The following is a 26926-nucleotide window of genomic DNA, read 5'->3' as shown; positions in this document are numbered from 1 at the left end:
CAGCGCTGAATCCATAATCGACTCTATTTTTCAGGTCGATGTATAGCGCAAGACACCTCGGTCGGCTCCCTCTCCCCCCGGGAGAGGGGGCGAATGGGGGATATTCGAGAGATGCACCGACCTGAACGGATGACGTTGAATCCATAATCGACTCGGTGTTTCAGGTCGATGTATAGCGCAAGACACCTCGGTCGGCCCCCTCTCCCTCGGGGAGAGGGCTGGGGTGAGGGGCTTTTGATCTTTAGTTGAATTCATCCCCAACCGGATACCGGCTGGCATTCAAGCTCTCTTTGATCTTGCGCAAATGCGGCTGGAAATCCACCCCGCGCCGCAAGGTCATGCCGGTCGCCAGCACATCCAGCACGGTCAACTGAATGATCCGCGAGGTCATCGGCATATAGATGTCGGTGTCTTCCGGCAGTGGAATGTTCAGGCTCAGGGTGCTGGCCTTGGCCAGCGGCGAATTCTCCGCCGTCAGGCCCAGCACCGAAGCGCCGTTCTCCCGAGCAATGCGCGCCACTTCCACCAGCTCGCGGGTGCGCCCGGTGTAGGAAATGATCACGAACAACTCACCGGTGTGCGCCACCGAAGCAATCATCCGCTGCATCAGCACATCGGCATGCGCGGTGACCGCCAGGTTGAAGCGGAAGAACTTGTGCTGCGCATCCAGCGCCACCGGTGCCGAGGCGCCGAGGCCGAAGAAGTGGATCTGCCGCGCCTGAATCAACAGGTCGACGGCGCGGCTGATCAGGTTCGGGTCCAGCGCCTGGCAAGCGCTGTCCAGCGAGGCGATGGCACTGCCGAAAATCTTCTGCGTGTACGCCTCTGGATTGTCATCGGCTTCCACCGCACGGCTGACATACGCTGCGCCACTGGCCAGGCTCTGCGCCAGTTGCAGCTTGAGTTCGGGATAGCCGCTGACACCGAACGAACGGCAGAAACGGTTGACCGTCGGCTCGCTCACCGACGCCGCCTGGGCGAGGGCGGCGATGCTGAAGCGGGTGGCCTGCTGCGGGTTGAGCAGGATCACCTCGGCGACTTTGCGTTCGGCCTTGTTCAGCTCTTCAAGGCGACTCTGGATCTGTTCCAGTAAATTTCGCACGCGGTCCATATGAAATTCCTAATTCACCTGCGCAAAGGTGCGCCGGGCTATGCAAATTGGGCCTTTGATATGGCCCGTAACGGTGGCCTATCCTACTGATGGCTCCGACCGACCACCACTCGGAATCTGTATTTTGCGAAAATGTTGTGGTTATTACTACATTTTCCCTTGAGTGATGCCTTGAAAAAAGGTATTTGTAGCTTAACTTGATAAAAGAACAAACATCATGCCTTCGATTACGGTTGAACCGTGCACCTTTGCCTTGTTCGGCGCTCTTGGCGATCTGGCCCTGCGCAAGCTGTTTCCTGCCCTTTACCACCTCGATGGCGCTGACCTGTTGCACGAGGACACGCGGATCATCGCGCTGGCCCGTGAAGCCGGTAGCGAACAGCAGCACCTGGCGTTCATCGCCGCCGAATTGCGTCGGTATGTCGGCAAAGAGCTGGACGAAGCCGTGGCCGAGCGCTTTCTGGCGCGCCTGACTTATCTGCACGTCGACTTCCTCAAGGCTGAAGACTATGTGGCGCTGGCCGAACTGGCCGGCAGCGCGCAACGCATGATTGCCTACTTCGCCACACCGGCGGCGGTGTACGGCGCGATCTGCGAGAACCTGGCGAAAGTCGGTCTGGCGGAAAATACTCGCGTGGTCCTGGAAAAGCCGATCGGCTCCGACCTTGAATCCTCACGCAAAGTGAACGACGCCGTGGCGCAGTTTTTCCCGGAAAACCGCACCTACCGCATCGACCACTATCTGGGCAAAGAGACCGTCCAGAACCTGATCGCCCTGCGTTTCGCCAACAGCCTGTTCGAAACCCAGTGGAACCAGAATTACATCTCCCACGTGGAAATCACCGTGGCCGAGAAGGTCGGCATCGAAGGCCGTTGGGGCTACTTCGACAAGGCCGGCCAACTGCGCGACATGATCCAGAACCACCTGTTGCAGCTGCTGTGCCTGATCGCCATGGATCCGCCGGCCGACCTGTCGGCTGACAGCATCCGTGACGAAAAGGTAAAAGTGCTCAAGGCCCTGGCGCCGATCAGTCCGGAAGGCCTGACCACTCAGGTGGTGCGCGGCCAATACATCGCCGGCCACAGCGAAGGCAAGTCCGTACCGGGCTATCTGGAAGAACCGAATTCCAACACCCAGAGCGACACCGAAACCTTCGTCGCTTTGCGTGCCGACATCCGCAACTGGCGCTGGGCCGGCGTGCCGTTCTACCTGCGGACTGGCAAGCGCATGCCGCAGAAGTTGTCGCAGATCGTCATCCACTTCAAGGAACCGTCGCACTACATTTTCGCGCCGGAACAACGCCTGCAGATCAGCAACAAACTGATCATCCGTCTGCAACCGGACGAAGGCATTTCCCTGCGCGTGATGACCAAAGAGCAGGGCCTCGACAAAGGCATGCAGCTGCGCAGCGGCCCGCTGCAACTGAATTTCTCCGACACCTGGCGCAGCGCGCGGATCCCCGACGCCTACGAGCGGTTGTTGCTGGAAGTGATGAACGGCAATCAGAACCTGTTTGTCCGTAAAGATGAAATCGAAGCCGCGTGGAAGTGGTGTGACCAGTTGATCGCCGGCTGGAAAAAGTCCGGTGACGCGCCCAAGCCGTATGCGGCCGGGTCGTGGGGGCCGATGAGCTCCATTGCACTGATCACGCGGGACGGGAGGTCGTGGTATGGCGATATCTGATGTGCAACTGCCTGCGGGCGTGAATGCCCACGAGTTCAAGAGCCCGGTGCTGTTGGCCGAAGGTCTGGCGCTGAATGTGGCCAAGCAACTGAGCGAGGCCATTGCTGCACGCGGCAACGCGGTGCTGGTGGTGTCCGGCGGTCGCAGCCCGGTGGCGTTCTTTCAGCACCTGGCCAAGCAGGCGCTGGACTGGTCGAAAGTCGTCGTGACCCTGGCTGATGAACGCTGGGTCCCGGTTGAGCATGCCGACAGCAATGCCGGTCTGCTCAAGCAGTACCTGCTCAAAGGTCCGGCGGCGAAGGCGCAGTTCCTCAGCCTCTACAGCGCTGCGGCGAACGTTGAGCAAGCTGCCGAACACGCCGATCGCCTGCTCGCCGAATTGCCACCGATTGACGTGCTGGTGCTGGGCATGGGCGATGACGGTCACACCGCATCGCTGTTCCCCGACAGCCCGAACCTCGCCGAAGCGTTGCAGGCCGATGGCAGCCGTCGCTGCTGGCCGATGCTGGCGCCGAGCGTGCCGCGTCAGCGCCTGACCATGAGTCGCGCGCTGCTGGCGTCGGCCAGGCACAAGATTCTGTCGATTTCCGGTCAGTCGAAACTGACCACCCTGAATGCCGCACTGGCATCCGACGACGTCGCGGCCATGCCGGTGCGCGCGTTTCTGCAACCTACGTTAGAGATTTACTGGTGCCCATGAGCCAAGGAACAGCCGCTATGACAACCCCATCCCCGACCGTTTCCATGGCGGACAAAGTTGCCCTGATCGACAGCCTCTGCGCCAAGGCGCGGATTCTGCCGGTGATCACCATCGCCCGTGAGCAGGACGTACTGCCGCTGGCCGACGCCCTGGCCGCTGGTGGCCTGACGGCGCTGGAAGTGACCCTGCGTTCGCAGTTCGGTCTCAAGGCAATCCAGATCCTGCGCGAGCAACGCCCGGAGCTGGTTACCGGTGCTGGCACCGTGCTCGATCGCAACATGCTCGCGGCGGCTGAAGCGGCCGGTTCGCAATTCATCGTCACCCCGGGCATCACCCGTGATCTGCTCGAAGCCAGCGTCGACAGCCCGATTCCGCTGTTGCCGGGCATCAGCAACGCCTCCGGCATCATGGAAGGCTACGGTTTGGGTTATCGCCGCTTCAAGCTGTTTCCGGCGGAAGTCAGCGGCGGCGTGGCCGCGATCAAGGCGCTCGGCGGCCCGTTCGGCGAAGTTAAATTCTGCCCGACCGGCGGCGTTGGCCCGGCCAACATCAAGAGCTACATGGCGCTGAAAAACGTCATGTGCGTGGGCGGTAGCTGGATGCTCGATCCGGAGTGGATCAAGAACGGCGACTGGGCGCGCATTCAGGAATGCACCGCTGAAGCCCTGGCGCTGCTGGATTAACAGTTTTATCTGACACTTCGTTGTGTGTTCTACGGCTTTACGGTGCGCTTGGTCGGTGCACCGTTTTTTTTGCCCGGCAAAAACCTGTTCCGGCCAGCGCTGCCACAATTGAAGTTACGCGGCGATACATAGTTACTGCACACAGGTTTTTCCACGGCGCTAATCTGCGTTCATCTTATGGATGAGAGAACGTGTCATGGACCCAGACTTCGCAATCCCCGTACCCTGTCCGGTGTATCAACTGGCCCCCGAGCAAATCGCCGGGCCGTTTTTCCGTAATCCGAAACTGCTGCGTCGCAATATCAGCGAAGGTGCGGATGGTTTGCCACTGTTGCTGCGCCTGACCATTGTCGATGCCATGACCGCAGAACCGGTGGTTGGCGCGAGGGTGGATATCTGGCATTGCAATGCGCGGGGCGCGAACGCGGGCGGGTGTCCGGTCAATCAGGGCCTCGATGCCAGGACAGCAATCACCGGCGACGATGACACCTACCTGCGCGGCAGCCAGTTCTGCGATGCCCGGGGCAGGGTGCGCTTCACCACGATTTATCCAGATTCCCATGCCGGCCGGGCGCTGCATCTTCATGTGGCGGTGCGCATGGTTGTCGGCGACGAATATCCCGCCGAGCACGATGTCGCCTGGACCGGCGAGCTGCAGCTCCCGGAAATCATCTCGCGCCCGACACACCACGCCAAAGCCTGGGGCGGGCGCACTTCGATGCGGTTGAACAATGCTTCGGACAGTTTGCCACCCGGCATTGGCCGCGAAGCCTCGACCCTGTATGTATGGCCGATCGGCCGTGACTCCCACGAGGACGGTTACTTCGGGCACCTCACGATCGGCATCGACACCTTTGCGGTGTCGTCGCAGATCAAACCCGAGGACTTCGACAAATACACGCTTTAGCGCATCAGCGCAGTTCGTTCAGCGCGCGAGTCAGCCGTTGCATGTCGCCTGCGGTGGTGGTCAGTCCCGGCGTGATGCGAATGCACGGCCCGCAGGCGGCACCATTGCGGACCACGGTGAACAGGTTGAAGTCATTGAGCAGGCGGTCGGCCATGGCCTTCTGGTCAGCATGTCGGCTGAAGCGCAGCGCGGTGATGCCACAATAAAGCTGCGGATCGTCCGGTGTCATGACCTCGATACCCGGCAGATGACGCACCGCGCTGACCCACAGGTTGCGCAGGTAATTGAGGCGTGCGCCTTTTGCCGGTGCACCGCCGATGGAGCGGTGTTCTTCAAAGACCAGCGGCAAGCTCATCAGCGCCGGAATGTTCGGCGTGCTGTACGGCGTGCGGGCGCGGATGTCGCTGACCGGGTAGTGCATCTCGCCCATGTCCGGGTCGATGTCGGCCAGACGCTGCGGCGCGATATACATGAAGCCGAGTGTCAGCGGCGCGCCGATCCATTTGTGCAGGTTGTAGCCGGCGAAGGCGACGCCGAGGGCTTCGAGGTCGAACTCGATCTGGCCGAGGGCATGGGCACCATCAAGGATGATGTCGATGCCATGCTCTTTGGCCAGTGCCGCGATGGCCTGCACCGGCATCACCAGTCCCGTACGATGGGTGACATGGGTCAACGCCATCAGTTTGAGTTTCGGGTGGCGGACGAAGGTTTCGCGATAGGTCTCCAGCAGGCTGTCGAAACTGGCCGGGTGCGAGTGCGCAATCTCGATGACGTCGACGCCGCGATGCTCGCCCAGCCAGCGCATCGCGCCTTTGACCGTGTCGTACTCGAGGTCGCAGATCAGCACCTGATCCCCCGGTTGCAGGCGGTTGTAGTTGCGGATCAGCGATTGCAGGCCTTCGGTGGCATTGCGGGTGAACGCCACACTCTGCGCGTGTACGCCGATCAACTCGGCCAGTTGCGCGCGAATGTCGAGGTGGTCGCGTTGTTCGAATTGCTGGCGCACGTACACCGAGTTGCTGGTGTTGATCAGCTCTATGTTGCGCTGATACTCCTCGATCACCGTGCGTGACATCCGTCCGAAGTAACCGTTTTCCAGGTTCACGGGGCCTGGTTGAACATCGTAACGGTCGGCGAACGTCTGCCAGAAGGCTTCGTCACGGGCGCGGCGGGTGTTATCGGGCATGGTCGGCAAGCTCAGTAGAGGAGGGCGTTTCAGTGGCGCGGGGCGGGTTTGCCGTGTTTGGCGCGCAGCGGTTCGAGCAGATCCGACAAACCGTTGTGATCGATTTCCTGCATCAAGGCCAGCAGTCCGCCGAGCTCGCCGTTCGGGAAACCTTCACGGGCGAACCAGTTCAGGTAGGGGCCGGGCAGGTCGGCAATGATCCGGCCCTTGTATTTGCCGAAAGGCATTTCGCGGGTGATCAGCAGTTCGAGTTTTTCGGGATTCATCAATGCATTCGTCTGGCTTGAAATCAAACTGGAAAATACAGGCATTCTGCATGCAGGCCAAATGACAGATCATGCAAATAGCCGTGATACAGATAGTTCAATCGTCTTTAAATAATTGATAAATAACGATTTTTTATAGAAATAAAAACTGGCACGCACACTGCAATATCCCTTGCATCTTCAACCAACCGCAAGGAATTTGAAAAATGACTGACATGAATAAAGAAGCCATCTCTGTACTCAACGACCTGATCGAAACCAGCAAAGACGGTCAGGAAGGGTTCAAGACTTGCGCCGAAGATATTAAGCACCCGGAACTGAAAGCACTGTTCGCCAAGCGCTCGGCCGATTGCGCCACCGCCGCTGCCGAACTGCAAGCCACCGTGCGTTCGATGGGCGGTGATCCGGAAACCTCTACCAGCGTCAGCGGTGACCTGCACCGTCGCTGGGTCGACGTCAAAGCCATGTTCACCGGCAAAGACGAAGAGGCTGTGCTCAACGAAGCCGAGCGCGGTGAAGACCACGCCCTGAAGGCTTATCGTGAAGCCATCGAGAAAATCAACAAGCACAATCTGGTTGGCATTCGTGATCTGGTTGAACGCCAGTATCACGGCGTACAGCGTAACCACGACCAAGTGAAAGCCCTGCGTAACGAGGCTCGTGCCCGTTCTTAAGCGCTTGTCGGTTATAAAAAACGCCAGCTAGTCTGGCGTTTTTTTATGGGGTTGGGAAAAGCAGAAGTCCCTCACCCTGGCCCTCTCCTGGAGGGAGAGGGGACTGACCTGATCTGGCTTAATGATTCTGGACACCCTTAAAGGGCGGTAATCTACGCCCAGCGAAGAGGTGGCATTTGACTAGACGATATTTTTCGACAGATTTCAAACGGGATGCAGCTTGCCTGGTTTTGGATAAAGACTATTCGGTGAGTGAAGCCTGCGAAGCAATGGGCGTCGGACCTACAGCACTGCGTCGCTGGGTTGAGCAGTTGCGAGCTGAGCGCAACGGTAAGACGCCTGAGAAGTCCAAGGCCATGACTCCTGACCAACAACGCATCCAAGAACTGGAAGCAAAAATCCGACGGATTGAGCGAGAGAAGGAAATCTTAAAAAAGGCTACGGCTCTCTTGATGTCGGATTCCCTCGATCAGTAAGGCTGGTCGAGGAATTAAGCGAGCAATATCCAAGATCCGAGTTGTGTGGCGTGTTTGGTATCAACCGCAGCAGTTATTACGAGCGTCTGAAACAGCGGACAAAAGTGGATGCCGAGCGCGAGCGCCTCAAGATCAAGGCTGCTGAATTACATAAGCAAAGTCGCGGTTCAATGGGCGCGCGCAGCCTGTCAAAGGCGTTGTGTAACGAAAAGGAGTCGGTAGGTCGTTACATGGCTCGTAGCCTGATGCTCGAGATCGGATTGAAGAGCCAGCAACGACGCAGACATCGTTACAAACCTAGCGGCGCAGAGGCTCAATACGCCCCCAATCATTTGGAGCGTAAATTCAACGTTGAGGTGCCCAATCAAGTGTGGTGTGGCGATGTGACTTACATTTGGGCCGGTACTTACTGGGTTTATCTGGCTGCGGTACTAGACCTGCATGCCCGACGCGTCGTCGGTTGGGCGATATCCAGAAGTCCCGATTCGGCTCTGACCTGTAAAGCGTTGAGGATGGCTTTCGAGTCGCGAGGACGCCCTGAAAACTTGATGTTCCATTCGGATCAGGGTTGTCATTACAGCAGCAAAATGTTCCGAGAAACGCTGTCGGAGATGCGAATAAAACAAAGCATGAGTCGACGAGGAAACTGCTGGGATAACGCCCCGATGGAACGTTTCTTTGGCAGTTTGAAATCTGAATGGATACCCAAGGTCGGTTATCGAAACGAAGATGAAGCCAGTAGCGATGTGCTGCGCTACCTGACCCACTATTACAATCGGATCAGGCTACACAGTCACAACGGCTATCGAACTCCGGTAGACATGGAAACCCTGGCGGCATGAAAAGGGATAAAACCCTATAACTGTGTCCAGGATCGTTTGACCAGATCAACCGAGGTGGATGTTGGAGATGCACCGACTTGAGCGACCTGAGGTGAACTCAGGTTTTGAAAAGCATCAAGATCAGCTCCATTCCCCTTCGCGCCCCCCTGGGGGAGAGGGCTGGGGTGAGGGGGAAAAGCTCTCACTGACACCCCACCAATCAATCAGCCGATGCTGATCGCCGGCAACGTTGGCAGGGTCACGGTCTGCTGCTTGCGCGGCGCGAGGATCTCGGCCTCGCCATCCACTACCAATTCATCACGCTGATTGAATACGCGAGTGGCGATGCGCACACGAAACTTCGGCAGCTTCTCGAGAATTTCCAGGCGCACGGTCAGGGTGTCGCCAATCTTCACCGGCTTCTGAAAGCTCATTTGCTGACCGATATAAATAGTGCCCGGCCCAGGCAGTTCGCAAGCCACCGCAGCACTGATCAGCGCACCGCTGAACATACCGTGGGCGATGCGTTCCTTGAACATGCTGGCGGCGGCGAACTCGGCGTCCAGGTGCACCGGGTTGTGGTCGCCCGACATCGCGGCAAACAGCTGAATGTCGCGCTCTTCGACCGTCTTGCTGTAGCTCGCGGTCTGGCCGACTTCGAGGGCTTCATAAGGGATGTTGGTAACCTGGGTCATCGGTCTTGATTCCTGTGACGGATTAAATGAATCCACAAAAATTATTCGCTGCGATGCGGGCGCGGATGGCTCAGCGCCTGGTCGATCCAGGCCAGCACATCGGCGATCACTTCGTCGCGATTGGTTTCGTTGAACAATTCGTGCCGGGCCTGCGGGTAAATCTTCAATTGCAGGTTCTGGCTGCCGGCGTTGCGCAGTGCATTGGCCAGATCTGTCAGACGTTTGCCTTCACTCACCGGATCACATTCACCGCCGATCACCAGCAGTGGCAGGCCCGGGTCGATCTGCGCGAGAGTGGACGCTTTGCTGATTTGCTGCAAGCCGCCGAGCAGGTCGATCCACAACTGGTTGGTGCAGCGAAAGCCGCACAGCGGGTCGGCCACGTATTTGGCGACTGCGGCCGGATCGCGGCTGAGCCAGTCGAACGGTGTGCTCACCGGTTTGAAGGTGTTGTTGAATGAACCAAACGACAACCATTCGATCAGCGCACTGCGGCCCTTGCCACCCTGACGCAGTTTTTCCAGGCGGGCAATTTGCCGGGCGGCGCGATAGAGGGCCGGGGGCTGGAAATTCGAACCACTGAGAATCGCCCCGTGCAGGCTGGCGCTGTGGTGCAGCAGATAACCCTGAGCGAGGTAACTGCCCATGCTGTGCCCGAGCAGAATGATTGGCACGCCGGGGTGTTGCTGGCCGATGTATTGATTGAGGCTGGCGAGGTCGCTGACAACCTTGCACCAGCCGTCGTCATCGGCGAAATGGCCGAGGGTGCCGTTCTCGGCTGTCTGGCCATGACCGCGCAGATCCGGGGCGTAGACACCGTATCCTTTGTCGCAAAACGTTTCCGCCAACTGTTGATAACGCCCGCTGTGTTCCGCCATGCCGTGGGCAATCAGGACCACCGCTTTCAATGGTGCGGCCGGCAGCCACTGATTGACGAAAAGCCGGCTGCGGTCATTCGCATCAAGCCATAGGGTGTGGTGGATCATGGCGATTCCTTTGCTCAGGGTCGAAACATTGTATAGCGCATCCGCCAGGTTAAGTCTGATCAGCCCACGCCACGGCAGGAAGATTCACGCGATCAATGACGAGATGGCCCATATTTGCCTGAATGGCCATAGCTGCTAGTGTCCGGGAAGCACCGCTTTTTCAGAAATGACAGAGAGCGGCCCGGATCAGCTCAGGTAAAGAGGACAAAAACAATGCAACCTGATTTCTGGAATGACAAACGCCCGGCCGGCGTACCGCTGGACATCGACATGGGGGAGTTCAAGTCGGTGATCGAGGTGTTTGAACGTTCCTGCAAGAAATTCGCTGATCGCCCGGCCTTCAGCAACATGGGCGTGACCCTGACGTATGCCGAGCTGGAGCGCCAGAGCGCGGCCTTCGCCGGTTACCTGCAAGCCCATACCGATCTGGTCCCGGGGGATCGCATCGCGGTGCAGATGCCCAACGTTCTGCATTATCCGATTGCTGTGTTCGGGGCGCTGCGCGCCGGGCTGATCGTGGTCAACACCAATCCGTTGTACACCGCGCGGGAGATGCGTCACCAGTTCAAGGACTCCGGGGCGCGGGCGCTGGTGTACCTGAACATGTTCGGGCAGAAAGTCCAGGAAGTGCTGGCCGACACCGATATTCAATACCTGATCGAAGCGAAGATGGGCGACCTGATGCCCACTGCCAAGGGCTGGCTGGTCAATACTGTGGTCAGCCAAGTGAAGAAGATGGTCCCGGCGTATTCGCTGCCCCAGGCGATCTCTTTCAAAAGTGCGTTGCGCAGGGGCCGTGGCCTGGGCATCAAGCCCTTGAAGGTCAGCCTCGACGATATCGCCGTGCTGCAATACACCGGCGGCACCACCGGACTGGCCAAAGGCGCGATGCTCACCCACGGCAATCTGGTGGCGAACATGCAGCAGGTTCGTGCCTGTCTCGCGCAACTCGGCCCGGATGGCCAGCCCCTGCTGCGTGAAGGTCAGGAGGTGATGGTCGCGCCGCTGCCGCTTTATCACATCTATGCCTTTACGGCGAATTGCATGTGCATGATGGTTTCCGGCAATCACAACGTGCTGATCACCAACCCGCGGGACATTGCCGGGTTCATCAAGGAACTGAAAAACTGGCGTTTTTCGGCCTTGCTGGGGCTGAACACGCTGTTCGTCGCGCTGATGGATCATCCGGATTTCAAGACCCTCGACTTCTCCAGCCTGAAGCTCACCAACTCCGGCGGCACCGCGCTGGTCAAAGCCACCGCCGAGCGTTGGGAACAGCTCACCGGTTGCCGCATCACTGAAGGTTACGGCCTGACCGAAACCTCGCCGGTGGCCTGCACCAACCCGTATGGCGATCAGTCGCGCCTGGGCACAGTCGGCTTGCCGGTACCGGGCACATTGCTCAAAGTCATCAACGATGACGGGGTCGAACAACCGATGGGCGAGCGTGGCGAGTTGTGCATCAAGGGCCCGCAGATCATGAAGGGCTACTGGCACCAACCCGACGCCACCGCCGAAGTGCTGGATGCCGAAGGCTGGTTCAAGTCCGGTGATATTGCGGTGATCGATCCGGACGGCTTCGTGCGCATCGTCGACCGCAAGAAGGACATGATCATCGTCTCCGGTTTCAACGTGTACCCGAACGAAATCGAAGACGTGGTCATGGCCCATCCGAAAGTCGCCAACTGCGCGGTGATCGGCGTGCCGGACGAGCGTTCCGGGGAGGCGGTGAAGCTGTTTGTGGTGGCGCGGGAAACCGGCGTGAGCCTCGAAGAGCTGAAGGCGTACTGCAAAGAGAATTTCACCGCGTACAAGGTGCCGAAGCACATTGTGTTGCGTGATTCGTTGCCGATGACGCCGGTTGGCAAGATTCTACGGCGGGAGTTGCGCGATATCGCCTGATCGGTGAATGGCCGCGCTGTGCGCGGATCGCGGGCAAGCCACGCTCCCACAGGGATTTTCATCAACCTTGTGGGAGCGGGCTTGCCCGTGATGCTTTTTGGAGGGGGCAAAGGCCCGGAAAACCGGGACTTTCACAGGTTTCTAGGATTTTTGCTCTAAAATGACTGTTAGAAAGTCTTGAGTCATCAATGTGACTGTGTGGGCCGCTTTTGGCTCTAGTCGGCACTTGGCAAAGCTGCTACTCTCGGCGCGCTTTGTGACTTCTCGGCCTATATAAAAGCCAGATTCACCAATACAAAACACACACCAATAATAATCGCATCAAATGCGGTGAAGAATTCGCGTTGCTGAGGAGTGGGCTTCCATGATCGAAGACTTTTGGAAGGATAAATACCCGGCTGGAATTGCTGCCGACATCAATCCAGACGAGTATCCGAACATTCAGGCAGTGTTGAAGCAATCCTGCCAACGCTTCGCCAACAAACCGGCTTTCAGCAACCTGGGCAAGACAATCACCTACGGTGAACTGTACGAATTGTCCGGTGCCTTTGCCGCGTATCTGCAACAGCATACCGATTTGCAGCCCGGTGATCGAATCGCCGTGCAACTGCCCAACGTTCTGCAGTACCCGGTGGCCGTCTTCGGTGCGATCCGCGCCGGGCTGATCGTGGTCAACACCAACCCGCTGTACACCGCGCGGGAAATGGAACACCAATTCAACGACTCCGGTGCCAAGGCCCTCGTCTGCCTGGCCAACATGGCTCACCTGGCGGAAGCCGTGGTGCCGAAAACCGGGGTCAAGCACGTCATCGTCACTGAAGTGGCCGACCTGCTGCCGCCGCTCAAGCGTCTGCTGATCAACAGCGTCATCAAGTACGTGAAGAAGATGGTGCCGGCGTATCACTTGCCCAAAGCCGTCAAGTTCAACGACGTACTGAGCAAGGGCCAGGGCCAGCCTGTGGCCGAAGCCAATCCGCACAGCGGCGATGTCGCGGTGCTGCAATACACCGGCGGCACCACCGGTGTGGCCAAGGGCGCGATGCTGACTCACCGCAACCTCGTCGCCAACATGCTGCAGTGCAAGGCGCTGATGGGCTCCAACCTCAATGAAGGTTGCGAGATCCTGATCACGCCGCTGCCGCTGTACCACATCTATGCGTTCACCTTTCATTGCATGGCGATGATGCTGATCGGCAACCACAACATCCTGATCAGCAACCCGCGCGACCTGCCGGCGATGGTCAAGGAGCTGTCGAAGTGGAAGTTCAGCGGCTTTGTCGGCCTGAACACGCTGTTCGTCGCACTGTGCAATAACGAAGGTTTCCGCAAGTTGGACTTCTCCAATCTGAAAGTCACCCTGTCCGGTGGCATGGCCTTGCAACTGGCCGCTGCCGAGCGCTGGAAAGCGGTGACCGGTTGCTCGATCTGCGAAGGTTACGGCATGACCGAAACCAGCCCGGTGGCCACGGTCAACCCGATCCAGCAAATCCAGATCGGCACCATCGGCATTCCGGTGCCGTCGACCCTCTGCAAAGTCATCGACGATGCCGGTGTCGAGCAGCCGCTGGGCGAAATCGGTGAGCTGTGCGTCAAGGGCCCGCAAGTGATGAAGGGCTACTGGCAGCGCCAGGAAGCCACCGACGAAATCCTCGACAGCGAAGGCTGGCTGAAGACCGGTGACATCGCGCTGATCCAGCCGGACGGCTACATGCGCATTGTCGATCGTAAGAAAGACATGATTCTGGTCTCCGGTTTCAACGTCTATCCGAACGAGCTGGAAGACGTGCTGGCGACCCTGCCGGGCGTGTTGCAGTGCGCCGCCATCGGCGTGCCGGACGAGAAGTCGGGCGAGGCGATCAAGATTTTCATCGTCGCCAAACCGGGCGTGACCCTGACCAAGGAAACCGTGATGGAGCACATGCGCGCCAACGTCACCGGTTACAAGGTCCCGCGTTCGGTGGAGTTCCGCGATGCGCTGCCGACCACCAACGTCGGCAAGATCCTGCGCCGCGAGTTGCGTGACGAAGAGCTGAAGAAGATCAAGGCGAAGAACGCCGCATAAAACAAAAAGCCCCGCAGATGCGGGGCTTTTTGTTGGGGCGGAGCAGGGCTGGGATTTTGTGTTGAACCTGCCCCTCACCTGGCTGGGGTGAGGGGGCCTTTCATAACCTGAGTTCAACTCGATATCTCAGGTCGATGTAGCTTATCCAAACACCTCGGTCAGTTCCCTCTCCCTTGGGAGAGGGCTAGGGTGAGGGGAAGGGCGGCGGCACAAATCCTACTGACGGAACGGCGCAAAATTCACGTTGGTCCCCGCCGGCCGCATGTCCTGCAGGTACGAATCCTTGTCCGCACTCAACTCCAGGCTCAACGCGGCCTTGCGCTTGCCTTCGTTGCGAATCACCAGGCCTTCGAGTTTTTCCCGCAGGAACACCGTCGGCACTTTCAGGTGCAGCAGTTCGTCGGTCGCCGGGGTGTGCATCAGCAGGTGAATCCACTCGTACTGACCGACGGCCAGGCGCGACACCGGCAGGTCGAACCACCAGATGTTGCGGTTGCGGTTCAGTTCGGCGAAGTGGCAGTTGTTGGTGCCGAGCACCGCGCCGCCCAGTTCCTGGTTGCGACGGGCAATGGCCTGCTTTTTATCGAGTTTCATAACATTCCTGCGGGATCTGATCGTTGGCGCACCGCGCCCATAGCTGCGCATTCTCGGGGCTTGGGGGGCAAACATAAAGCCCAACCTGCATTGCCCGACGAAAAGAGGAGCAAAAATAAATGAAACTCGTGGCAAACCGCGCCAGTCAATCATTACGTACTGACTTTTCCCCTTCAATGCACCAAGGAGAAACACCATGAGTAGCACTGGCGATAAAGTAAAAGGCATGGCCAACGAAGCGGTCGGCAACATCAAGCAAGGCGTCGGTAAAGCCACTGACAACACCAAGCTGCAAGCCGAAGGCAAGGTTCAAGAGAAAAAAGGCGAAGCCCAGCAAGCAGTCGGCAAAGCCAAAGACGCAGTGAAGAAGACCATCGACAAGGCGTAATCCGGCCTTGAACGAAACACACGAACGGCCATCCAAGGATGGCCGTTTTTGTGTCAAAGCCCGACAGTCATCCACGAAGGTCGCCAAGTAGGCTACCGTGATGTAAAAAACGGCCCCTGAGTCGCCACGACTTCAACCTGTTTCTGCGGCGAAAGGAGACGCGAATGATTTTTCCGGACATGAAAGGTCTGCCCTTGCACCGGGTGATGGTGCGCACGGTCACTGAGTTCGTTGACGACGAGATGTCGACCTACGCTTCGGCACTGGCCTACCAGATGCTGTTCTCGCTGTTCCCGTTCATTCTGTTCCTGATTGCCCTGATCGGTTTCCTGCACCTGCCGGATTTCTTCACCTGGCTGCGCCTGCAATCGGAACTGGTCCTGCCACCGCAGGCGCTGGAACAGGTCAACCCGGTGATCGACCAGTTGCAGCAATCCAAGGGCGGCCTGCTCTCGGTCGGTATCGTTATTGCCCTGTACACCGCGTCTGCCGGTGTGCGCCTGATGATGAGTGCGATGAACGCCGCCTACGACGTGGTCGAGGGCCGGCCGATCTGGAAGCGTTTCCCGCTGTCGATTGTCTACACCGTCGGCATTGCCGGCATGCTCCTGGTGGCCGCCGCGCTGATGGTGCTCGGGCCGCAGGTGATGGGCTGGATCGCCGCGCAGGTGGGGCTGGAAGACTTCATCGTTACCGTGTGGACCATCGCGCGCTGGCCGGTGATCGTGATTCTGATGATGGTCGCTGTGGCACTGATCTACTACGTCATGCCCGACGTCAAACAGGAATTCCGCTTCATCACCCCCGGTTCGGTATTGGCCGTGGTGGTGTGGATCATCGCCTCGTTGGGTTTCGCTTTCTACGTGAAGACCTTCGCCAACTACAACGCGATGTATGGCAGCATCGGGGCGATCATCGTGCTGTTGCTGTATTTCTACATTTCCGCTGCGGTGCTGTTGCTCGGCGCCGAGATGAACGCGGTGATCGAGCACATGTCCAGCGAGGGCAAGGATGCGGGTGAGAAAGTCCCCGGCGAACTCGATGCACACCCCAAACAACACGTCTCGGGCCTGGGGCGCGATCACTCGCTCAAGCCGGACACTGACGAAGCCTGATCATGATTCGTGAAATCCTCAAAATGGGCGACGAACGCCTGCTGCGCATCGCCCCGCCCGTGCCGCCGGAAATGTTCGACAGCCCCGAACTGTGGCAACTGATCGACGACATGTTCCAGACCATGGAAAGCGTCGGCGGTGTTGGTCTGGCCGCGCCGCAGATCGGCGTCGACCTGCAACTGGTGATCTTTGGCTTCGAGCACAGCGAACGTTATCCGGACGCTGAAGCGGTGCCGCAGACGATCCTGATCAACCCGCTGATCACACCGTTGAGTCCGCTGACCGAGGAAGGTTTTGAAGGCTGTCTGTCGGTGCCGGGATTGCGTGGCGCGGTGGATCGCTATCAGCAGATTCGTTACGAAGGTTTTGATCCGAAGGGCGAGCCGATCGTGCGCGTGGCGTCAGGTTTTCACGCACGGGTGGTACAGCATGAATGCGATCATCTGATCGGCCGCCTGTATCCCTCGCGCATCACCGATTTCAGCAAGTTCGGCTTTACCGAAGTGATGTTCCCGGATCTCGATCCAGCCGCCGACGACTAATCCGGGTCAAACGCGATTCTCCCCTGTAGGAGTGAGTCACGAACGATCCAGCCCCATCGCAATCATCGGCTTGCTCCGCGCATACCGGCTCAACCGCTCGGTCATCGCCTGGGGCAGGGCCGGGTCGAAGCTGAACCCGCGCCGCTCATAAAAACCGCGCAAATCCGGATGACAGAACAACCACACCGGTTCCATCACATCCTTGACGGCCGCCGCGATCAACTGCGCGGCAATCCCTTGTTCGCGGCACTGTGGATCAACAAACAAACCGGTCAACCAACGCCCGCCCGCGACCGGCCGCAAACACAGTGCGGCAACGATTTCCTCGCGCCGCGCCACCCACAATTGCGCATCGCGCACGGCTTTCATCGACGACTGGTGGCTGCGGTAGAACTTGTTCATCAACGGCCACAACGGCTCGTCGAGCAGGACGTACTGGGTATCGGGCATGGGATCGGACTGTCGGCGGGCAAAGCGGCGATTATAAAAGAACGCGCGAGGCGCGATAGGTGTATACCTGAGCCTACATCCCCTGTGAGTGGAGTACGCATCATGTCCAAAGGTATGGATTCAAAGAAAGCCGCGAAGAAGAAGCCGGCCAAGACCGCGATTGAAAAGCGTGCGGAGAAGAAAGCCAAGAAAGTCGACATCTTCGGTCATTGATCACGCCTTTCCGGAGCCCGGTTCTCGGGCTCCTGCCTGCACCCGGAAAATAATCTGCAAGATTTATCAATGTTGTTGCACAGAAGGGGAAGATTCCCGTTCCGAGCAACGCCATGCCCCATTACTTCGACGCCGCTCATCGCCAGTACATCGAAACCCTGAGAAAGTCGACTTGCCGATTGATCTGCTGAACCAGACCCTGGCGGCCATGAGCGAAAAGCGCCAACAGCCGAGAGTGGTGGCCGAGGCGTTCCTGCGTGATCAGCCGCAGGTGTGGAAGTCTTGGCTACCTGCGGATGTAGCTACCAAAGTGACTGGAAGTCTGTAAGTCATTTCTGTTGTTTCTGTAGTGCTTGTAATGGCCTCAGCACTGGCAAGCCAGATCCCACAAGACCTGCGCTGATTTGATCCAGCGCAGCCCCTGTGGGAGCTGGCTTGCCAGCGAAAGCGTCAGACCCGCCAACACCTGCCACCGCGCTGAACCGATTCTTGTGCAAAAAGTGCCAGATACTGGCCGACTAGTGGCCTTGCGCAAGGCTTCGCGCTGTCTATGCTGACCTTTAACTGACTATGTTGACCGTCATGTCAATCCAATGAGGGTCGTACACGGTTGGTCCGTGACTTCATGCTGCCAGAGTGCGCAATTAAAGGCACCGACACTGAACCGACAAGGAGCATCGTTTTACATGGAAGTTCTTCAACGCGTTAGGGCTGGCCCGCGTGCGGGCTATCAAGAGAAGGATGTCTTGATTAGAGCGTCGCTGCATGGACTCTCCGATTGACCATCATTTATCACCTGACAACTTCCTCCCGTGGAGGAGTGCGTGTGCCTGTTCTATGGAACGTAGTGGTGGATCTTGAAAGACCTGAACTTTCATCAAATCAAAAGACCGCGCGGAAGGTGATACAACCATGTTCAACCTACATCACAAGGCTGACCTGCAGGAAATCGAGCGTTTCAGCTGCGCCTTGACCGAAGCCAATGCCAAACTCGAAGCGATCAGCCGCTCGATGGCGATGATCGAATTCACGCCCGAAGGCATTGTTCTGGATGCCAACGAAAACTTCTGCAAGACCATGGGTTACAGCGCCGAGGAAGTGCGCGGCAAACATCACCGGGTATTTTGCGAAGAGGTGTATTACCGCAGCGAGGACTACGCCAGGTTGTGGCGTGACCTGGCCCGGGGCGAGCCGATCAGCGGCACGTTTCTGCGCTTGAACAAAAGCGGCAAGGAGATCTGGCTCGAAGCCAGTTACATGCCGGTGTACGGCGCGGACAAACAAGTCAAAAGTGTGATCAAAGTGGCGGCGGACATCACCGCACGGGTCAATAAAGAGCATGAAGAAGAAAGCATGCTGGCGGCGATCAGCCGTTCGATGGCGGTGATCGAGTTCACTCCGGAAGGCAACGTGATTACCGCCAACGACAACTTTCTCAGAACGATGCAGTACTCGCTCAATGAAATCGTCGGTCACCACCACAGCCTGTTTTGTCACCGTTCCGAATCCGAGTCGGCGCAGTACAAGGCGTTCTGGGCATCACTCAATCGCGGCGAATACCACTCGCACCGTTTCGAGCGCAAGAACAAGTCCGGGCAAATGGTTTATCTCGAAGCCTCGTACAACCCGTTGTTCGATACCAAGGGCCGTTTGTACAAAGTGGTGAAGTTCGCCAGCGACATCACCCAGCAGATGACCACTTTGCAGAACGCGGCGGAATCGGCTCACAGCACCTCGGTACAAAACGACGCCTGCGCGCAAAAAGGCTCACAGGTCGTGCAGCAAACCGTGCAGATCATTCAGGACATTTCCCGCGACCTCAACGAAGCGGCGCGAAGCATCGACGCGGTCAACAAGCAGTCGGACATCATCGGCACCATCGTGCAGACCATTCGCGGGATTGCCGACCAGACCAACCTGCTGGCACTGAACGCCGCCATCGAGGCGGCGCGGGCCGGTGAACACGGGCGTGGTTTTGCGGTGGTGGCGGATGAGGTGCGAAGTCTGGCGGCGCGCACCAGTCAGGCGACGCTGGAAATTGTCGACGTGGTGCGCAAGAACCACGATCTGTCTTTGAGTGCGGTGTCGAGCATGCAGTCGAGCCTGAGCCGCACCGGGCTCGGGGTGGAACTGGCGAATGAAGCGGGGGAGGTGATCCTGGAAATTCAACAGGGCTCACGGCATGTGGTGGATGCCATCGGGCAGTTCAATGCGACGCTGCAACTGAACTAGCCACCCCTGAACAACTGTAGGAGTGAGCCTGCTCGCGATTGCGGCGTGTCAGTCACCGGATAAGTAACTGATGTACCGTTATCGCGAGCAGGCTCACTCCTGCATTGGGTTTCATGCAACTTTCAGATCAAAGCGCAGCGAGAAACTTGTCCGCCAGTTTGTCACTGTCCTTGACGTCGTTGACGTTCTCTTTCTCCGATTGCGCCAGTTGCATCTTGTCCTGCAGGCGCTGGGCGATCTCTTTGGCCACCGCCAGTTGTTTCTCCGGCGGCAGGTTGGCGATGTCTTCTTCGGTCAGGCCCATGTCCTTGAGGATACTGTCGCGCAGCCGTTGTTCCGGCGTCTTGCTCATGTAGTCCTTGAACTCGTCGGTGGCGCTTTTGCCGGTGCCGCCGGTGGCATCGGTCGATTGCAGATTGACGCGGGTCTTGGCGAACGCTTCATTGACATTGTCGCTGATGCGCGAGGCTGCACTGACCTGTTGGGTCGCATTCTGGGTGGCCGAGTCCTGCACCTTGGCCGTGGCTTCCGTGCTTTGCGTCTGCACCTGGTTCTGCAGGGCTTGCAGCATCGCGCCGTGGAGGCCGCCTTGCAGACCTGCCGCCGCGGTGGCAGTGGCGTCTTCAGCCAGCCGCTTGGGCAGCGGGAGCGTTTCCATGTGTTTTGCACTGACCAACATGATGAATTGACCTGTAGGTAATGACTGACTGCCGTACAGGAGCAATTACCGTGCCCGTTGCATAAGTTGTTGTGTTTCAGGGGGTTGGCGTGTCAGCCAAGCGAAGAAGCGGTCAGCCGTTGCCGTCTCGCGGCAGAGGATGACCGCTCGGCTGTCAGCGATGGGCAATGTTCTCCAGCGCCAGATTGCGGGTGCGCGGGCCGAAATAGCCAATGGTCAGCATCACGATGAGCATGCTGCTGACGATGAACGCCAGCACCCCGGGTGTGCCGAAGTGATCGAGAAACACGCCGATCAACAGGCTGCTGAACACGGTCGACAATCGACTGAACGAATAGCAGAACCCCACCGCCCGGGCGCGGATGTTGGTGGGGAACAGTTCGCTTTGGTAAGAGTGATAACTGAAGCTCAGCCAGGCGTTGCAGAAGGTGATCATCACCCCGCAGACAATCAGGCCGAACGCACTGGTCTGCCAGGCGAACAGGGTGCCGAAGGTCATCGAACCCAGGGCCGAACCGACGATCTGCCACTTGTTTTCGAACCGGTTGGCAAACTTCACGAACAGTAACGGCCCGAGCGGGTAGGCGAGGGTGATGATGAACGCATACATCAGGCTATGGGTGACGCTGACGCCCTGACCGGAAAGCAGCGCCGGCAACCAGTTGCCGAAACCGAAGAAGCCGATGGCCTGAAAGATGTGGAAAACGATCAGCATCAACGCGCGCCGACGATACGGCGGTTGCCAGATATCAGCGAAACGCCCCTTGCCTTCGACATCGACCGGCACAGTTTCGGGCTGATCCAGTGGCTGGCGATGATCCTTTTCGCAGCGCGCCTCGATGTCATCGAGGATGCGGTTGGCTTCGTCGAAGCGGCCATGTTGCGCGAGCCAGCGCGGCGACTCCGGCAAGCGCTTGCGCAACCACCAGATAAACAGCGCGAACACCGCGCTGGCCAGCACCACCCAGCGCCAGCCGCTGATCCCGAACGGCGCCTGCGGCACCAGCCACCACGACATCAGCGCCACCGCTGGCACCGAGAGAAACTGCACGAAAAAGGCGAAGGCGAACGCCGAGCTGCGCATGCGCTTGGGCACCAGTTCCGAGAGATAGGCGTCGATGGTCACCAGCTCGATACCCAGGCCAATGCCCACCAGAAAACGCATGCAGATAATGCCCAGCGCCGAACTCTGAATGCCCATCAGTACCGTGGCCACCGTGTACCAGACCAGCGCAAAGGTGAAGATCGCCCGCCGGCCGAAGCGATCGGCCAATGGGCTGAGCAGGCTGGCGCCGAGGAACAGGCCAAGGAACGTCGCCGAGGCAAACGCGGCCTGATCGGAGAAGCCGAACACGCCCTGATTGCCGGTGGCGAAGAGGCCGTCGCGGATCAAGCCGGGGCTGATGTAGGCGGTCTGGAACAGATCGTAGAGTTCGAAGAAACCGCCGATCGACAACAGCGCCACCAGTCGCCAGATCGTGGCGACGGCAGGGAGGCGGTCGATGCGGGCGGAAATCTCGGCGGCGCGTATCGGGTCGATGCCATCGCGTAGCGCGGTGGCGGGGGCGTGAGCAGTCATCGGCTGATCCATTTTTTATTGATGGAAAAGCTTAGCCTGCTATCGGAGTTCACGGATTGTGAATATCGGCGGTTTACCCGGAAAAGCCGCCGATTTCTTGCAATAACTGGTTACCAATTAACGATTTATGCCGCGGCGGGCGAATCGGGCAGCGCCGACGCCGGCAAGCCGAAGACGCGATCGAACAGCCAGTTGAAGGCGAACGTGTAGCACGGGATGAAGATGATCAACGCCAGATCCAGCAGGAATGCCTGCACCAGACTGATGTTCATCCACCACGCGATCAGCGGAATCAGGAACACGATCAGCGTCAGTTGAAAACCGACCGCGTGGGCGATCCGCCGTTTGACCGTGCGCGTGCGCGATGGCTGATGGCTTTCCCAATGCTCGAACAGCGAGGTGTAGATGAAATTCCAGGTCACAGCGATGGTGGTGATGATCACGGCCAGCGGCCCGGTGCTGCCCGGCGAGGTGCCGGACAGCAGCGCCAGACCGAGGGCGGAGAAGGTCATGCCGATCACTTCATAGAGCGACACGTAGATCAGTTTGCGTTTGACGCCTTGCATGGGGTTTTGCCTCTTTCTTGCAGCGTGTTGGCCAGTGGGGCTGGCGAAGGCGACGAAAGATAGCTTCAATAAGCGTGACAGAAAAAGTCAGAAGCTTTCAGTTTCATTGATAGGTGAGTGGAGTGAATTTCAACAGTGACAGCATCGAACTGTTCCTCGCGGTGATCGAGCGCGGTTCGTTTTCCGCCGCCGCCCGGGCCTTGGGTAAAGTCCCCTCGGCGGTGAGCATGGGCATCGGCAACCTTGAGGCGGAACTCGGTTATTCGCTGTTCGACCGCAGCCATCGCGAGCCGAAACCGACGGCCATGGCCCTGTCGCTGGTGCCTCACGCACGGCTGATCGCCGAGCAGCTCAAGCAGTTACAAGTCCACGCGGTGGAACTGTCGTTGGGGCTGGAGAGCAAGTTGTCGATTGGCGTGGTTGCCGATATCGACCGTCGGCGTTTACTGGCCGCGATCAAGGTGATTGCCGAGCGCCATCCGCTGCTCGACATCGAAGTGCTGACTGCGCCGCAGGATGACGTGCTGGCGATGTTGCACAGCGGCCGGGTCAGCGTGTGCCTGGCGTTTGCCGGGTTGAGCATGCACGTGCTGGAGCGCTTTCAGTTCGTCGGCAGCGAACGGATGATCGCCACGCTGGCGGCGGACAGTCCGTTGTTGCAGGGGCAGGATCTGTTTCTCGAAGACCTGGTGCACGTGCGGCAGATCTTCGTCGCCAGTCGTGATTTGCCGATCAGCGAAACCCGACCGCTGGTGGCCGAATCGCACTGGCGCACCGACACCCTGGAGGCGGCGCTGGAGATGGTCGAGGCGGGACTGGGCTGGGGCAATTTCCCGTTGTCGGTGGTGCAGCCGTGGCTGGACAGCGGGCGTTTGAAGCGGCTGAATTTCCGCAACATCGAAAACGGTCTGGTGCTGCCGGTGCATGCGGTGTGGCTCAAGAGCCAGCCGTTACAGAAGGGCGCGTTGGCGCTGGTCGAACTCCTGGGCGATTGACCCCGCGCAAATCCCACAGGGATTGCGGCTAAACCTCGGATTTGAGAACGCCACAAAAAACTGTGGGAGCTGGCTTGCCAGCGATAGCAGGGGGTCAGTCAACAATTTATCGACTGACTTGACGCCATCGCTGGCAAGCCAGCTCCCACAGGGATTTCGGGGTCAGGTACTTTCGCGGATTTTCAGTTCGAAGCCCATGTCTTCGACCGGCCGCGCCACGCGGTTGCCGGCCATCAACGTCAACATCTGCTCCGCCGCGCGCCGGCCAATCGCCTCGCGCGGGGTGTTGATACTGCTCAGGCGCGGCACCATGTGCTCGGACATCGGCAAGTCGTTGAAGCCAAGAATCGCCACCTGCTCAGGAATCTTGATGCCATTGCGCAACGCTTCCAGCAACGCTCCCTGCGCGAGGTCGTCGTTGCCGAAGAAGATCGCATCGACATCCGGATGCGCCGCGAGCAGTTGCAGGAACAACTCGCCGCCCAGGCCCACCGACGATGATCGCGGGGTCAGCACTTCCAGATCCGGGTCATACCGCCCGGCCTCCTGCAACGCTTTGCGGAAACCTTCGCCGCGCAACAGCGTGCGCTGGTCGAGTTGCGCGCCGATGTAGGCCAGACGCTTGCGCCCACGGGAGAGCAGATGCTGCGCTGCGGTTTCGCCGGCACTGAGTTGCGAGAAACCCACGCAATTCACGCCGGCGGCGCTGTCCAGTTCCATCATGTAGACGCAGGGAATGTTGCTGGCCTCGATCATCCGTCGCGAACTTTCCGTGCGATCAAACCCGGTCAGCAGCAAACCACGGGGCTGATAGGCCATGTAGTTACGCAGCAGGTTCTCTTCTTCATCGCGCGAATAGTGGAAGTTGCCGATCAGCACTTCAAAGCCCTTGGGCGTCAGCACGCGATGAATGGCTTCCAGCGTATCAATGAACAACAGGTTGGACAGCGATGGCACCAACACCACCACCGAGTGGCTCTGCGCCGAGGCCAGGGCGCGGGCGGCAGGGTTGACCACGTAGTTGAGTTCGAGGGCGGCTTTCTGGACTTTTTCCACCAGTTCAGTGGCCACGGTGCTGACCCCGCGCAGGGCGCGGGAGGCGGTAATCGGGCTCACCCCGGCGAGGCGGGCAACTTCGTTAAGGGTGGGACGGCCGGTGGTGCGAGTGTTTTTATCGTTTTTAGGGGTGGTCATCGGGCGGCTTGCCAAACAAAAATCAAGGCACTAAGGTAGCGCTGTCCTGATGCAGCTGCAAATGCGTGAGCGAGGTCCTGCCTGATCCTCGCTTTTTGGCGTTGGACGAAAACCTGCTGCAACCCAAAAAAACGACAAGAAGGCGTCGGCAACTTCTGCCTGTGCACTAGAGTCATAGCTAGCAAAGGTAGCGCTGTCTGCGCGCTGAGGTGTTATATGAGTCATCCCATCACCGCCCTGGTCATCATGGGCGTTGCCGGTTGCGGCAAGACGTGCGTCAGCGAGGCCCTGTGCCAATTGAGCGGCGCCACTGCCATTGAAGGCGATACTTTCCATCCGGCCGCGAACATCGAAAAGATGAGCGCGGGGATCCCCCTGAACGACGACGACCGTGCCGGCTGGCTCGACAGCCTGTGCGATGAGTTGCGTCGTGTCGATGCGTTGGGCGAGCGCCCGGTGCTGACCTGCTCGGCCCTTAAACACAGTTATCGCGAAGTGCTGCGCAGTGCCTTGCCGGGCCTGGGCTTCGTGTTTCTTGAGCTGACCCCTGAAGTGGCCGCCGAGCGTGTGTCCCACCGCCCGGGTCATTTCATGCCGGCCACGTTGATCGAAAGCCAGTTCGCCACGCTCGAATCGCCGAAAGGCGAGCCGTTGACCCTGGCGCTGAATGCCTCGATTCACAGTGTTGAAGAACTGGCGGCGCAGGCTCATGTCTGGTGGCAGGCCCACGGTCTGAAACAGGCGGTATGAGTGTGTTGAAAGAGATAGCGCTGTCCTCCCGACTTCTGTTTAACCCGTTTTAATAACAACAACAATCCAGGAGACACCCCCAATGTTTGGCATGTCCCACGACGCCTACCTGCTGCTCGATGCAGTGGTCACGGTAATCGGCCTGATTATCCTGATCACCAAATTCAAGATTCACCCGTTCATTTCCCTGACCATCGCGGCCGCGTTCCTCGGCCTGACGTCCGGCATGCCGATCGGCACCATCATCAAGGCGTTCCAGGACGGCTTCGGTGGCGTGCTCGGTTTCGTCGGCATCATCCTGGCGCTGGGCACCATGCTCGGCAAAATGATGGCCGAATCCGGCGGTGCCGACCAGATCGCCCAGACCCTGATCCGCGCCTTCGGCAAAGACAAGGTCCAGTGGGCGATGATGTTCGCCGCGTTTCTGGTAGGCATTCCGCTGTTCTTCGAAATCGGTTTTGTGCTGCTGATTCCGCTGGTGTTCATCGTCGCCCGACGCACTGGCGTGTCGATCATCAAGATCGGTATCCCGCTGCTCGCCGGCCTGTCCGCCGTGCACGGTCTGGTGCCGCCGCACCCGGGGCCGCTGCTGGCCATCGGCGTATTCGGTGCTGACATCGGCAAGACCATTCTTTACGGTCTGATCGTTGCGCTGCCGACGGCAATCATTGCCGGTCCGATCTTCGGTACGTTTATCGCCAAGCACATTCCGGGTCACCCGAATCAGGAACTGGTCGATCAACTGGCCCGCGAAAATGACGACTCGACTACGCTGCCTAGCTTCAGCATCACCCTGATCACCGTGCTGTTGCCGGTGTTCCTGATGCTGCTGAAAACCTTCGCGGACGTGGCGCTGCCGGACGGTCATTTCTTCCGCACCTGGATGGACATGATCGGTCACCCGATCTCGGCACTGCTGCTGGCCTTGCTGCTGTCGCTGTACACCTTCGGGCACAAGCAGGGCATCGGTTCCCAGCAGATGCTCAAGTGGCTCGACGCGAGCCTGGCGCCGACCGCTGCGATCATCCTGATCATCGGCGCCGGCGGTGGCTTCAAGCAGATGCTGGTGACCAGTGGTGTAGGTGACGTGATCGGCCACATGGCGGTGAGCGCACAGATCTCGCCGATCCTGCTGGCGTGGCTGGTGGCGGCGGTGATTCGTATCGCTACCGGTTCGGCAACTGTGGCGACCATTACCGGCGCGGGCATTGTCGTGCCGGTGGTCGGGATGATCCCGGGTGTCAACCGTGAGCTGCTGGTACTCGCGACTGGCGCGGGCTCGTTGATCCTGTCCCACGTTAACGACGCCGGTTTCTGGCTGGTGAAGCAGTACTTCAACATGACCGTGGCCGAGACGTTCAAGACCTGGACGGCGATGGAAACCATCCTGTCCATCGTCGCCTTGGGCTTTATCCTGCTGTTGTCGCTGTTCGTTTAAGCGGCTTCTTGCAGGCACAAAAAAACCGCAGCGATGCG

The 26926-nt window shown here is 58.9% G+C and carries 26 protein-coding genes and 2 pseudogenes; 17 read left to right on the top strand and 11 right to left on the bottom strand.

Going from position 1 to position 26926, the window contains the following annotated elements:
- Nucleotides 1-241 precede the first annotated feature (241 nt).
- Nucleotides 242-1102 carry a MurR/RpiR family transcriptional regulator gene (locus ACXX9E_RS26935; protein WP_169842436.1) on the bottom strand — a complete coding sequence of 287 codons (861 nt, stop codon included), beginning with the start codon at nucleotides 1100-1102 and terminating at the stop codon, nucleotides 242-244.
- 226 nt (nucleotides 1103-1328) lie between these two features.
- On the opposite strand from ACXX9E_RS26935, the gene zwf reads away from it, so the two are divergent.
- From zwf to ACXX9E_RS26915, 4 genes are all read left to right on the top strand, one after another.
- Nucleotides 1329-2795 carry a glucose-6-phosphate dehydrogenase gene (gene zwf, locus ACXX9E_RS26930; RefSeq protein ID WP_123467130.1) on the top strand — a complete coding sequence of 489 codons (1467 nt, stop codon included), beginning with the start codon at nucleotides 1329-1331 and terminating at the stop codon, nucleotides 2793-2795.
- Nucleotides 2782-3495, top strand: a complete 714-nt coding sequence (gene pgl / locus ACXX9E_RS26925) for a 6-phosphogluconolactonase (protein ID WP_123467128.1) — start codon at nucleotides 2782-2784, stop codon at nucleotides 3493-3495. The genes zwf and pgl overlap by 14 nt, the downstream gene beginning before the upstream one ends.
- A 17-nt stretch (nucleotides 3496-3512) precedes the next feature.
- On the top strand, nucleotides 3513-4178 hold the full coding sequence (locus ACXX9E_RS26920; protein WP_007969324.1) for a bifunctional 4-hydroxy-2-oxoglutarate aldolase/2-dehydro-3-deoxy-phosphogluconate aldolase: 666 nt from the start codon (nucleotides 3513-3515) through the stop codon (nucleotides 4176-4178).
- A gap of 196 nt (nucleotides 4179-4374) precedes the next feature.
- A complete protein-coding gene (locus ACXX9E_RS26915; RefSeq protein WP_458556472.1) occupies nucleotides 4375-5085 on the top strand; it encodes a peptidase associated/transthyretin-like domain-containing protein in 711 nt (236 codons plus the stop codon).
- 4 nt (nucleotides 5086-5089) lie between these two features.
- Here the strand turns inward: ACXX9E_RS26915 and ACXX9E_RS26910 are convergent, their stop codons facing one another.
- Nucleotides 5090-6271, bottom strand: a complete 1182-nt coding sequence (locus tag ACXX9E_RS26910; RefSeq protein WP_222832221.1) for an aminotransferase class V-fold PLP-dependent enzyme — start codon at nucleotides 6269-6271, stop codon at nucleotides 5090-5092.
- A 29-nt stretch (nucleotides 6272-6300) separates the two neighbouring features.
- Nucleotides 6301-6537, bottom strand: coding sequence for a DUF3820 family protein (locus tag ACXX9E_RS26905; RefSeq protein WP_123467122.1), 237 nt, complete (start codon nucleotides 6535-6537; stop codon nucleotides 6301-6303).
- A gap of 206 nt (nucleotides 6538-6743) precedes the next feature.
- Here ACXX9E_RS26905 and ACXX9E_RS26900 point away from each other — a divergent pair, with 206 nt between their 5' ends.
- Entirely contained in the window at nucleotides 6744-7211 is a 468-nt protein-coding gene (locus tag ACXX9E_RS26900) for a ferritin-like domain-containing protein (RefSeq protein WP_123467120.1), read from the top strand.
- A 176-nt stretch (nucleotides 7212-7387) separates the two neighbouring features.
- Nucleotides 7388-8529, top strand: a protein-coding gene (locus ACXX9E_RS26895; protein WP_458555753.1) for an IS3 family transposase whose coding sequence is annotated in 2 segments (ribosomal slippage) — nucleotides 7388-7649 and nucleotides 7649-8529 — 1143 coding nt in all. Because the reading frame shifts where the segments join, the coding sequence is not laid out codon by codon here.
- A gap of 203 nt (nucleotides 8530-8732) precedes the next feature.
- Here ACXX9E_RS26895 and ACXX9E_RS26890 read toward each other — a convergent pair.
- Together ACXX9E_RS26890 and ACXX9E_RS26885 are read right to left on the bottom strand one after the other, a co-directional pair.
- On the bottom strand, nucleotides 8733-9203 hold the full coding sequence (locus ACXX9E_RS26890; protein ID WP_003227420.1) for a MaoC family dehydratase: 471 nt from the start codon (nucleotides 9201-9203) through the stop codon (nucleotides 8733-8735).
- 41 nt (nucleotides 9204-9244) lie between these two features.
- The gene (locus tag ACXX9E_RS26885) at nucleotides 9245-10189 is read right to left on the bottom strand and encodes an alpha/beta hydrolase (RefSeq protein WP_222832222.1); all 945 of its coding nucleotides are present in this window, start codon (nucleotides 10187-10189) and stop codon (nucleotides 9245-9247) included.
- Between the two features lie 213 nt (nucleotides 10190-10402).
- On the opposite strand from ACXX9E_RS26885, the gene fadD2 reads away from it, so the two are divergent.
- Both fadD2 and fadD1 read left to right on the top strand, forming a co-directional pair.
- Nucleotides 10403-12091, top strand: coding sequence for a long-chain-fatty-acid--CoA ligase FadD2 (gene fadD2, locus ACXX9E_RS26880; protein ID WP_222832223.1), 1689 nt, complete (start codon nucleotides 10403-10405; stop codon nucleotides 12089-12091).
- Between the two features lie 364 nt (nucleotides 12092-12455).
- A complete protein-coding gene (gene fadD1, locus ACXX9E_RS26875) occupies nucleotides 12456-14153 on the top strand; it encodes a long-chain-fatty-acid--CoA ligase FadD1 (RefSeq protein WP_458556471.1) in 1698 nt (565 codons plus the stop codon).
- A gap of 216 nt (nucleotides 14154-14369) precedes the next feature.
- Here the strand turns inward: fadD1 and ACXX9E_RS26870 are convergent, their stop codons facing one another.
- Nucleotides 14370-14747, bottom strand: a complete 378-nt coding sequence (locus tag ACXX9E_RS26870) for a hypothetical protein (RefSeq protein WP_041068691.1) — start codon at nucleotides 14745-14747, stop codon at nucleotides 14370-14372.
- Nucleotides 14748-14943: 196 nt separating this feature from the next.
- Between ACXX9E_RS26870 and ACXX9E_RS26865 the strand changes: the two genes are divergently transcribed.
- From ACXX9E_RS26865 to def, 3 genes are all read left to right on the top strand, one after another.
- Nucleotides 14944-15135, top strand: a complete 192-nt coding sequence (locus tag ACXX9E_RS26865; RefSeq protein WP_025112838.1) for a CsbD family protein — start codon at nucleotides 14944-14946, stop codon at nucleotides 15133-15135.
- A 164-nt stretch (nucleotides 15136-15299) separates the two neighbouring features.
- Nucleotides 15300-16250, top strand: a complete 951-nt coding sequence (locus ACXX9E_RS26860; RefSeq protein WP_458556470.1) for a YihY/virulence factor BrkB family protein — start codon at nucleotides 15300-15302, stop codon at nucleotides 16248-16250.
- Nucleotides 16251-16252: 2 nt separating this feature from the next.
- On the top strand, nucleotides 16253-16792 hold the full coding sequence (gene def / locus ACXX9E_RS26855) for a peptide deformylase (RefSeq protein ID WP_103522058.1): 540 nt from the start codon (nucleotides 16253-16255) through the stop codon (nucleotides 16790-16792).
- 36 nt (nucleotides 16793-16828) lie between these two features.
- On the opposite strand, the gene ACXX9E_RS26850 is transcribed toward def, so the two are convergent.
- Nucleotides 16829-17242, bottom strand: coding sequence for a GNAT family N-acetyltransferase (locus tag ACXX9E_RS26850; RefSeq protein ID WP_458556469.1), 414 nt, complete (start codon nucleotides 17240-17242; stop codon nucleotides 16829-16831).
- Between the two features lie 373 nt (nucleotides 17243-17615).
- Here ACXX9E_RS26850 and ACXX9E_RS26845 point away from each other — a divergent pair.
- From ACXX9E_RS26845 to ACXX9E_RS26835, 3 genes and pseudogenes are all read left to right on the top strand, one after another.
- Nucleotides 17616-17783, top strand: a pseudogene (locus ACXX9E_RS26845) (ABC transporter substrate-binding protein); the annotation flags it as partial.
- Nucleotides 17784-18367: 584 nt separating this feature from the next.
- Nucleotides 18368-19144: pseudogene (locus ACXX9E_RS26840) on the top strand (PAS domain-containing protein); the annotation flags it as partial.
- 3 nt (nucleotides 19145-19147) lie between these two features.
- Nucleotides 19148-19687, top strand: coding sequence for a methyl-accepting chemotaxis protein (locus tag ACXX9E_RS26835; RefSeq protein WP_225931099.1), 540 nt, complete (start codon nucleotides 19148-19150; stop codon nucleotides 19685-19687).
- A gap of 127 nt (nucleotides 19688-19814) precedes the next feature.
- Here ACXX9E_RS26835 and ACXX9E_RS26830 read toward each other — a convergent pair whose 3' ends face one another.
- From ACXX9E_RS26830 to ACXX9E_RS26820, 3 genes are all read right to left on the bottom strand, one after another.
- The gene (locus tag ACXX9E_RS26830) at nucleotides 19815-20366 is read right to left on the bottom strand and encodes a hypothetical protein (RefSeq protein ID WP_458556468.1); all 552 of its coding nucleotides are present in this window, start codon (nucleotides 20364-20366) and stop codon (nucleotides 19815-19817) included.
- Nucleotides 20367-20520: 154 nt separating this feature from the next.
- On the bottom strand, nucleotides 20521-21945 hold the full coding sequence (locus ACXX9E_RS26825; protein WP_222832230.1) for an MFS transporter: 1425 nt from the start codon (nucleotides 21943-21945) through the stop codon (nucleotides 20521-20523).
- A gap of 125 nt (nucleotides 21946-22070) precedes the next feature.
- Entirely contained in the window at nucleotides 22071-22511 is a 441-nt protein-coding gene (locus ACXX9E_RS26820) for a PACE efflux transporter (RefSeq protein ID WP_447807306.1), read from the bottom strand.
- Nucleotides 22512-22633: 122 nt separating this feature from the next.
- On the opposite strand from ACXX9E_RS26820, the gene ACXX9E_RS26815 reads away from it, so the two are divergent.
- Nucleotides 22634-23506, top strand: coding sequence for a LysR family transcriptional regulator (locus tag ACXX9E_RS26815; RefSeq protein ID WP_458556467.1), 873 nt, complete (start codon nucleotides 22634-22636; stop codon nucleotides 23504-23506).
- A gap of 162 nt (nucleotides 23507-23668) precedes the next feature.
- On the opposite strand, the gene gntR is transcribed toward ACXX9E_RS26815, so the two are convergent.
- Nucleotides 23669-24700 (bottom strand): HTH-type transcriptional regulator GntR, encoded by a 1032-nt coding sequence (gene gntR / locus ACXX9E_RS26810; protein ID WP_458556466.1) that lies wholly within the window; start codon nucleotides 24698-24700, stop codon nucleotides 23669-23671.
- 216 nt (nucleotides 24701-24916) lie between these two features.
- Between gntR and ACXX9E_RS26805 the strand changes: the two genes are divergently transcribed.
- Together ACXX9E_RS26805 and ACXX9E_RS26800 are read left to right on the top strand one after the other, a co-directional pair.
- Nucleotides 24917-25450, top strand: coding sequence for a gluconokinase (locus ACXX9E_RS26805; RefSeq protein ID WP_123467095.1), 534 nt, complete (start codon nucleotides 24917-24919; stop codon nucleotides 25448-25450).
- An 82-nt stretch (nucleotides 25451-25532) separates the two neighbouring features.
- The gene (locus tag ACXX9E_RS26800; RefSeq protein WP_095048166.1) at nucleotides 25533-26888 is read left to right on the top strand and encodes a GntP family permease; all 1356 of its coding nucleotides are present in this window, start codon (nucleotides 25533-25535) and stop codon (nucleotides 26886-26888) included.
- Nucleotides 26889-26926: the final 38 nt, after the last annotated feature.

The sequence above is a fragment of the Pseudomonas sp. GNP014 genome (assembly GCF_054344005.1).
Note: the sequence above shows the minus strand (reverse complement) of the source record. Positions and strands in the feature narration are given on the sequence as shown.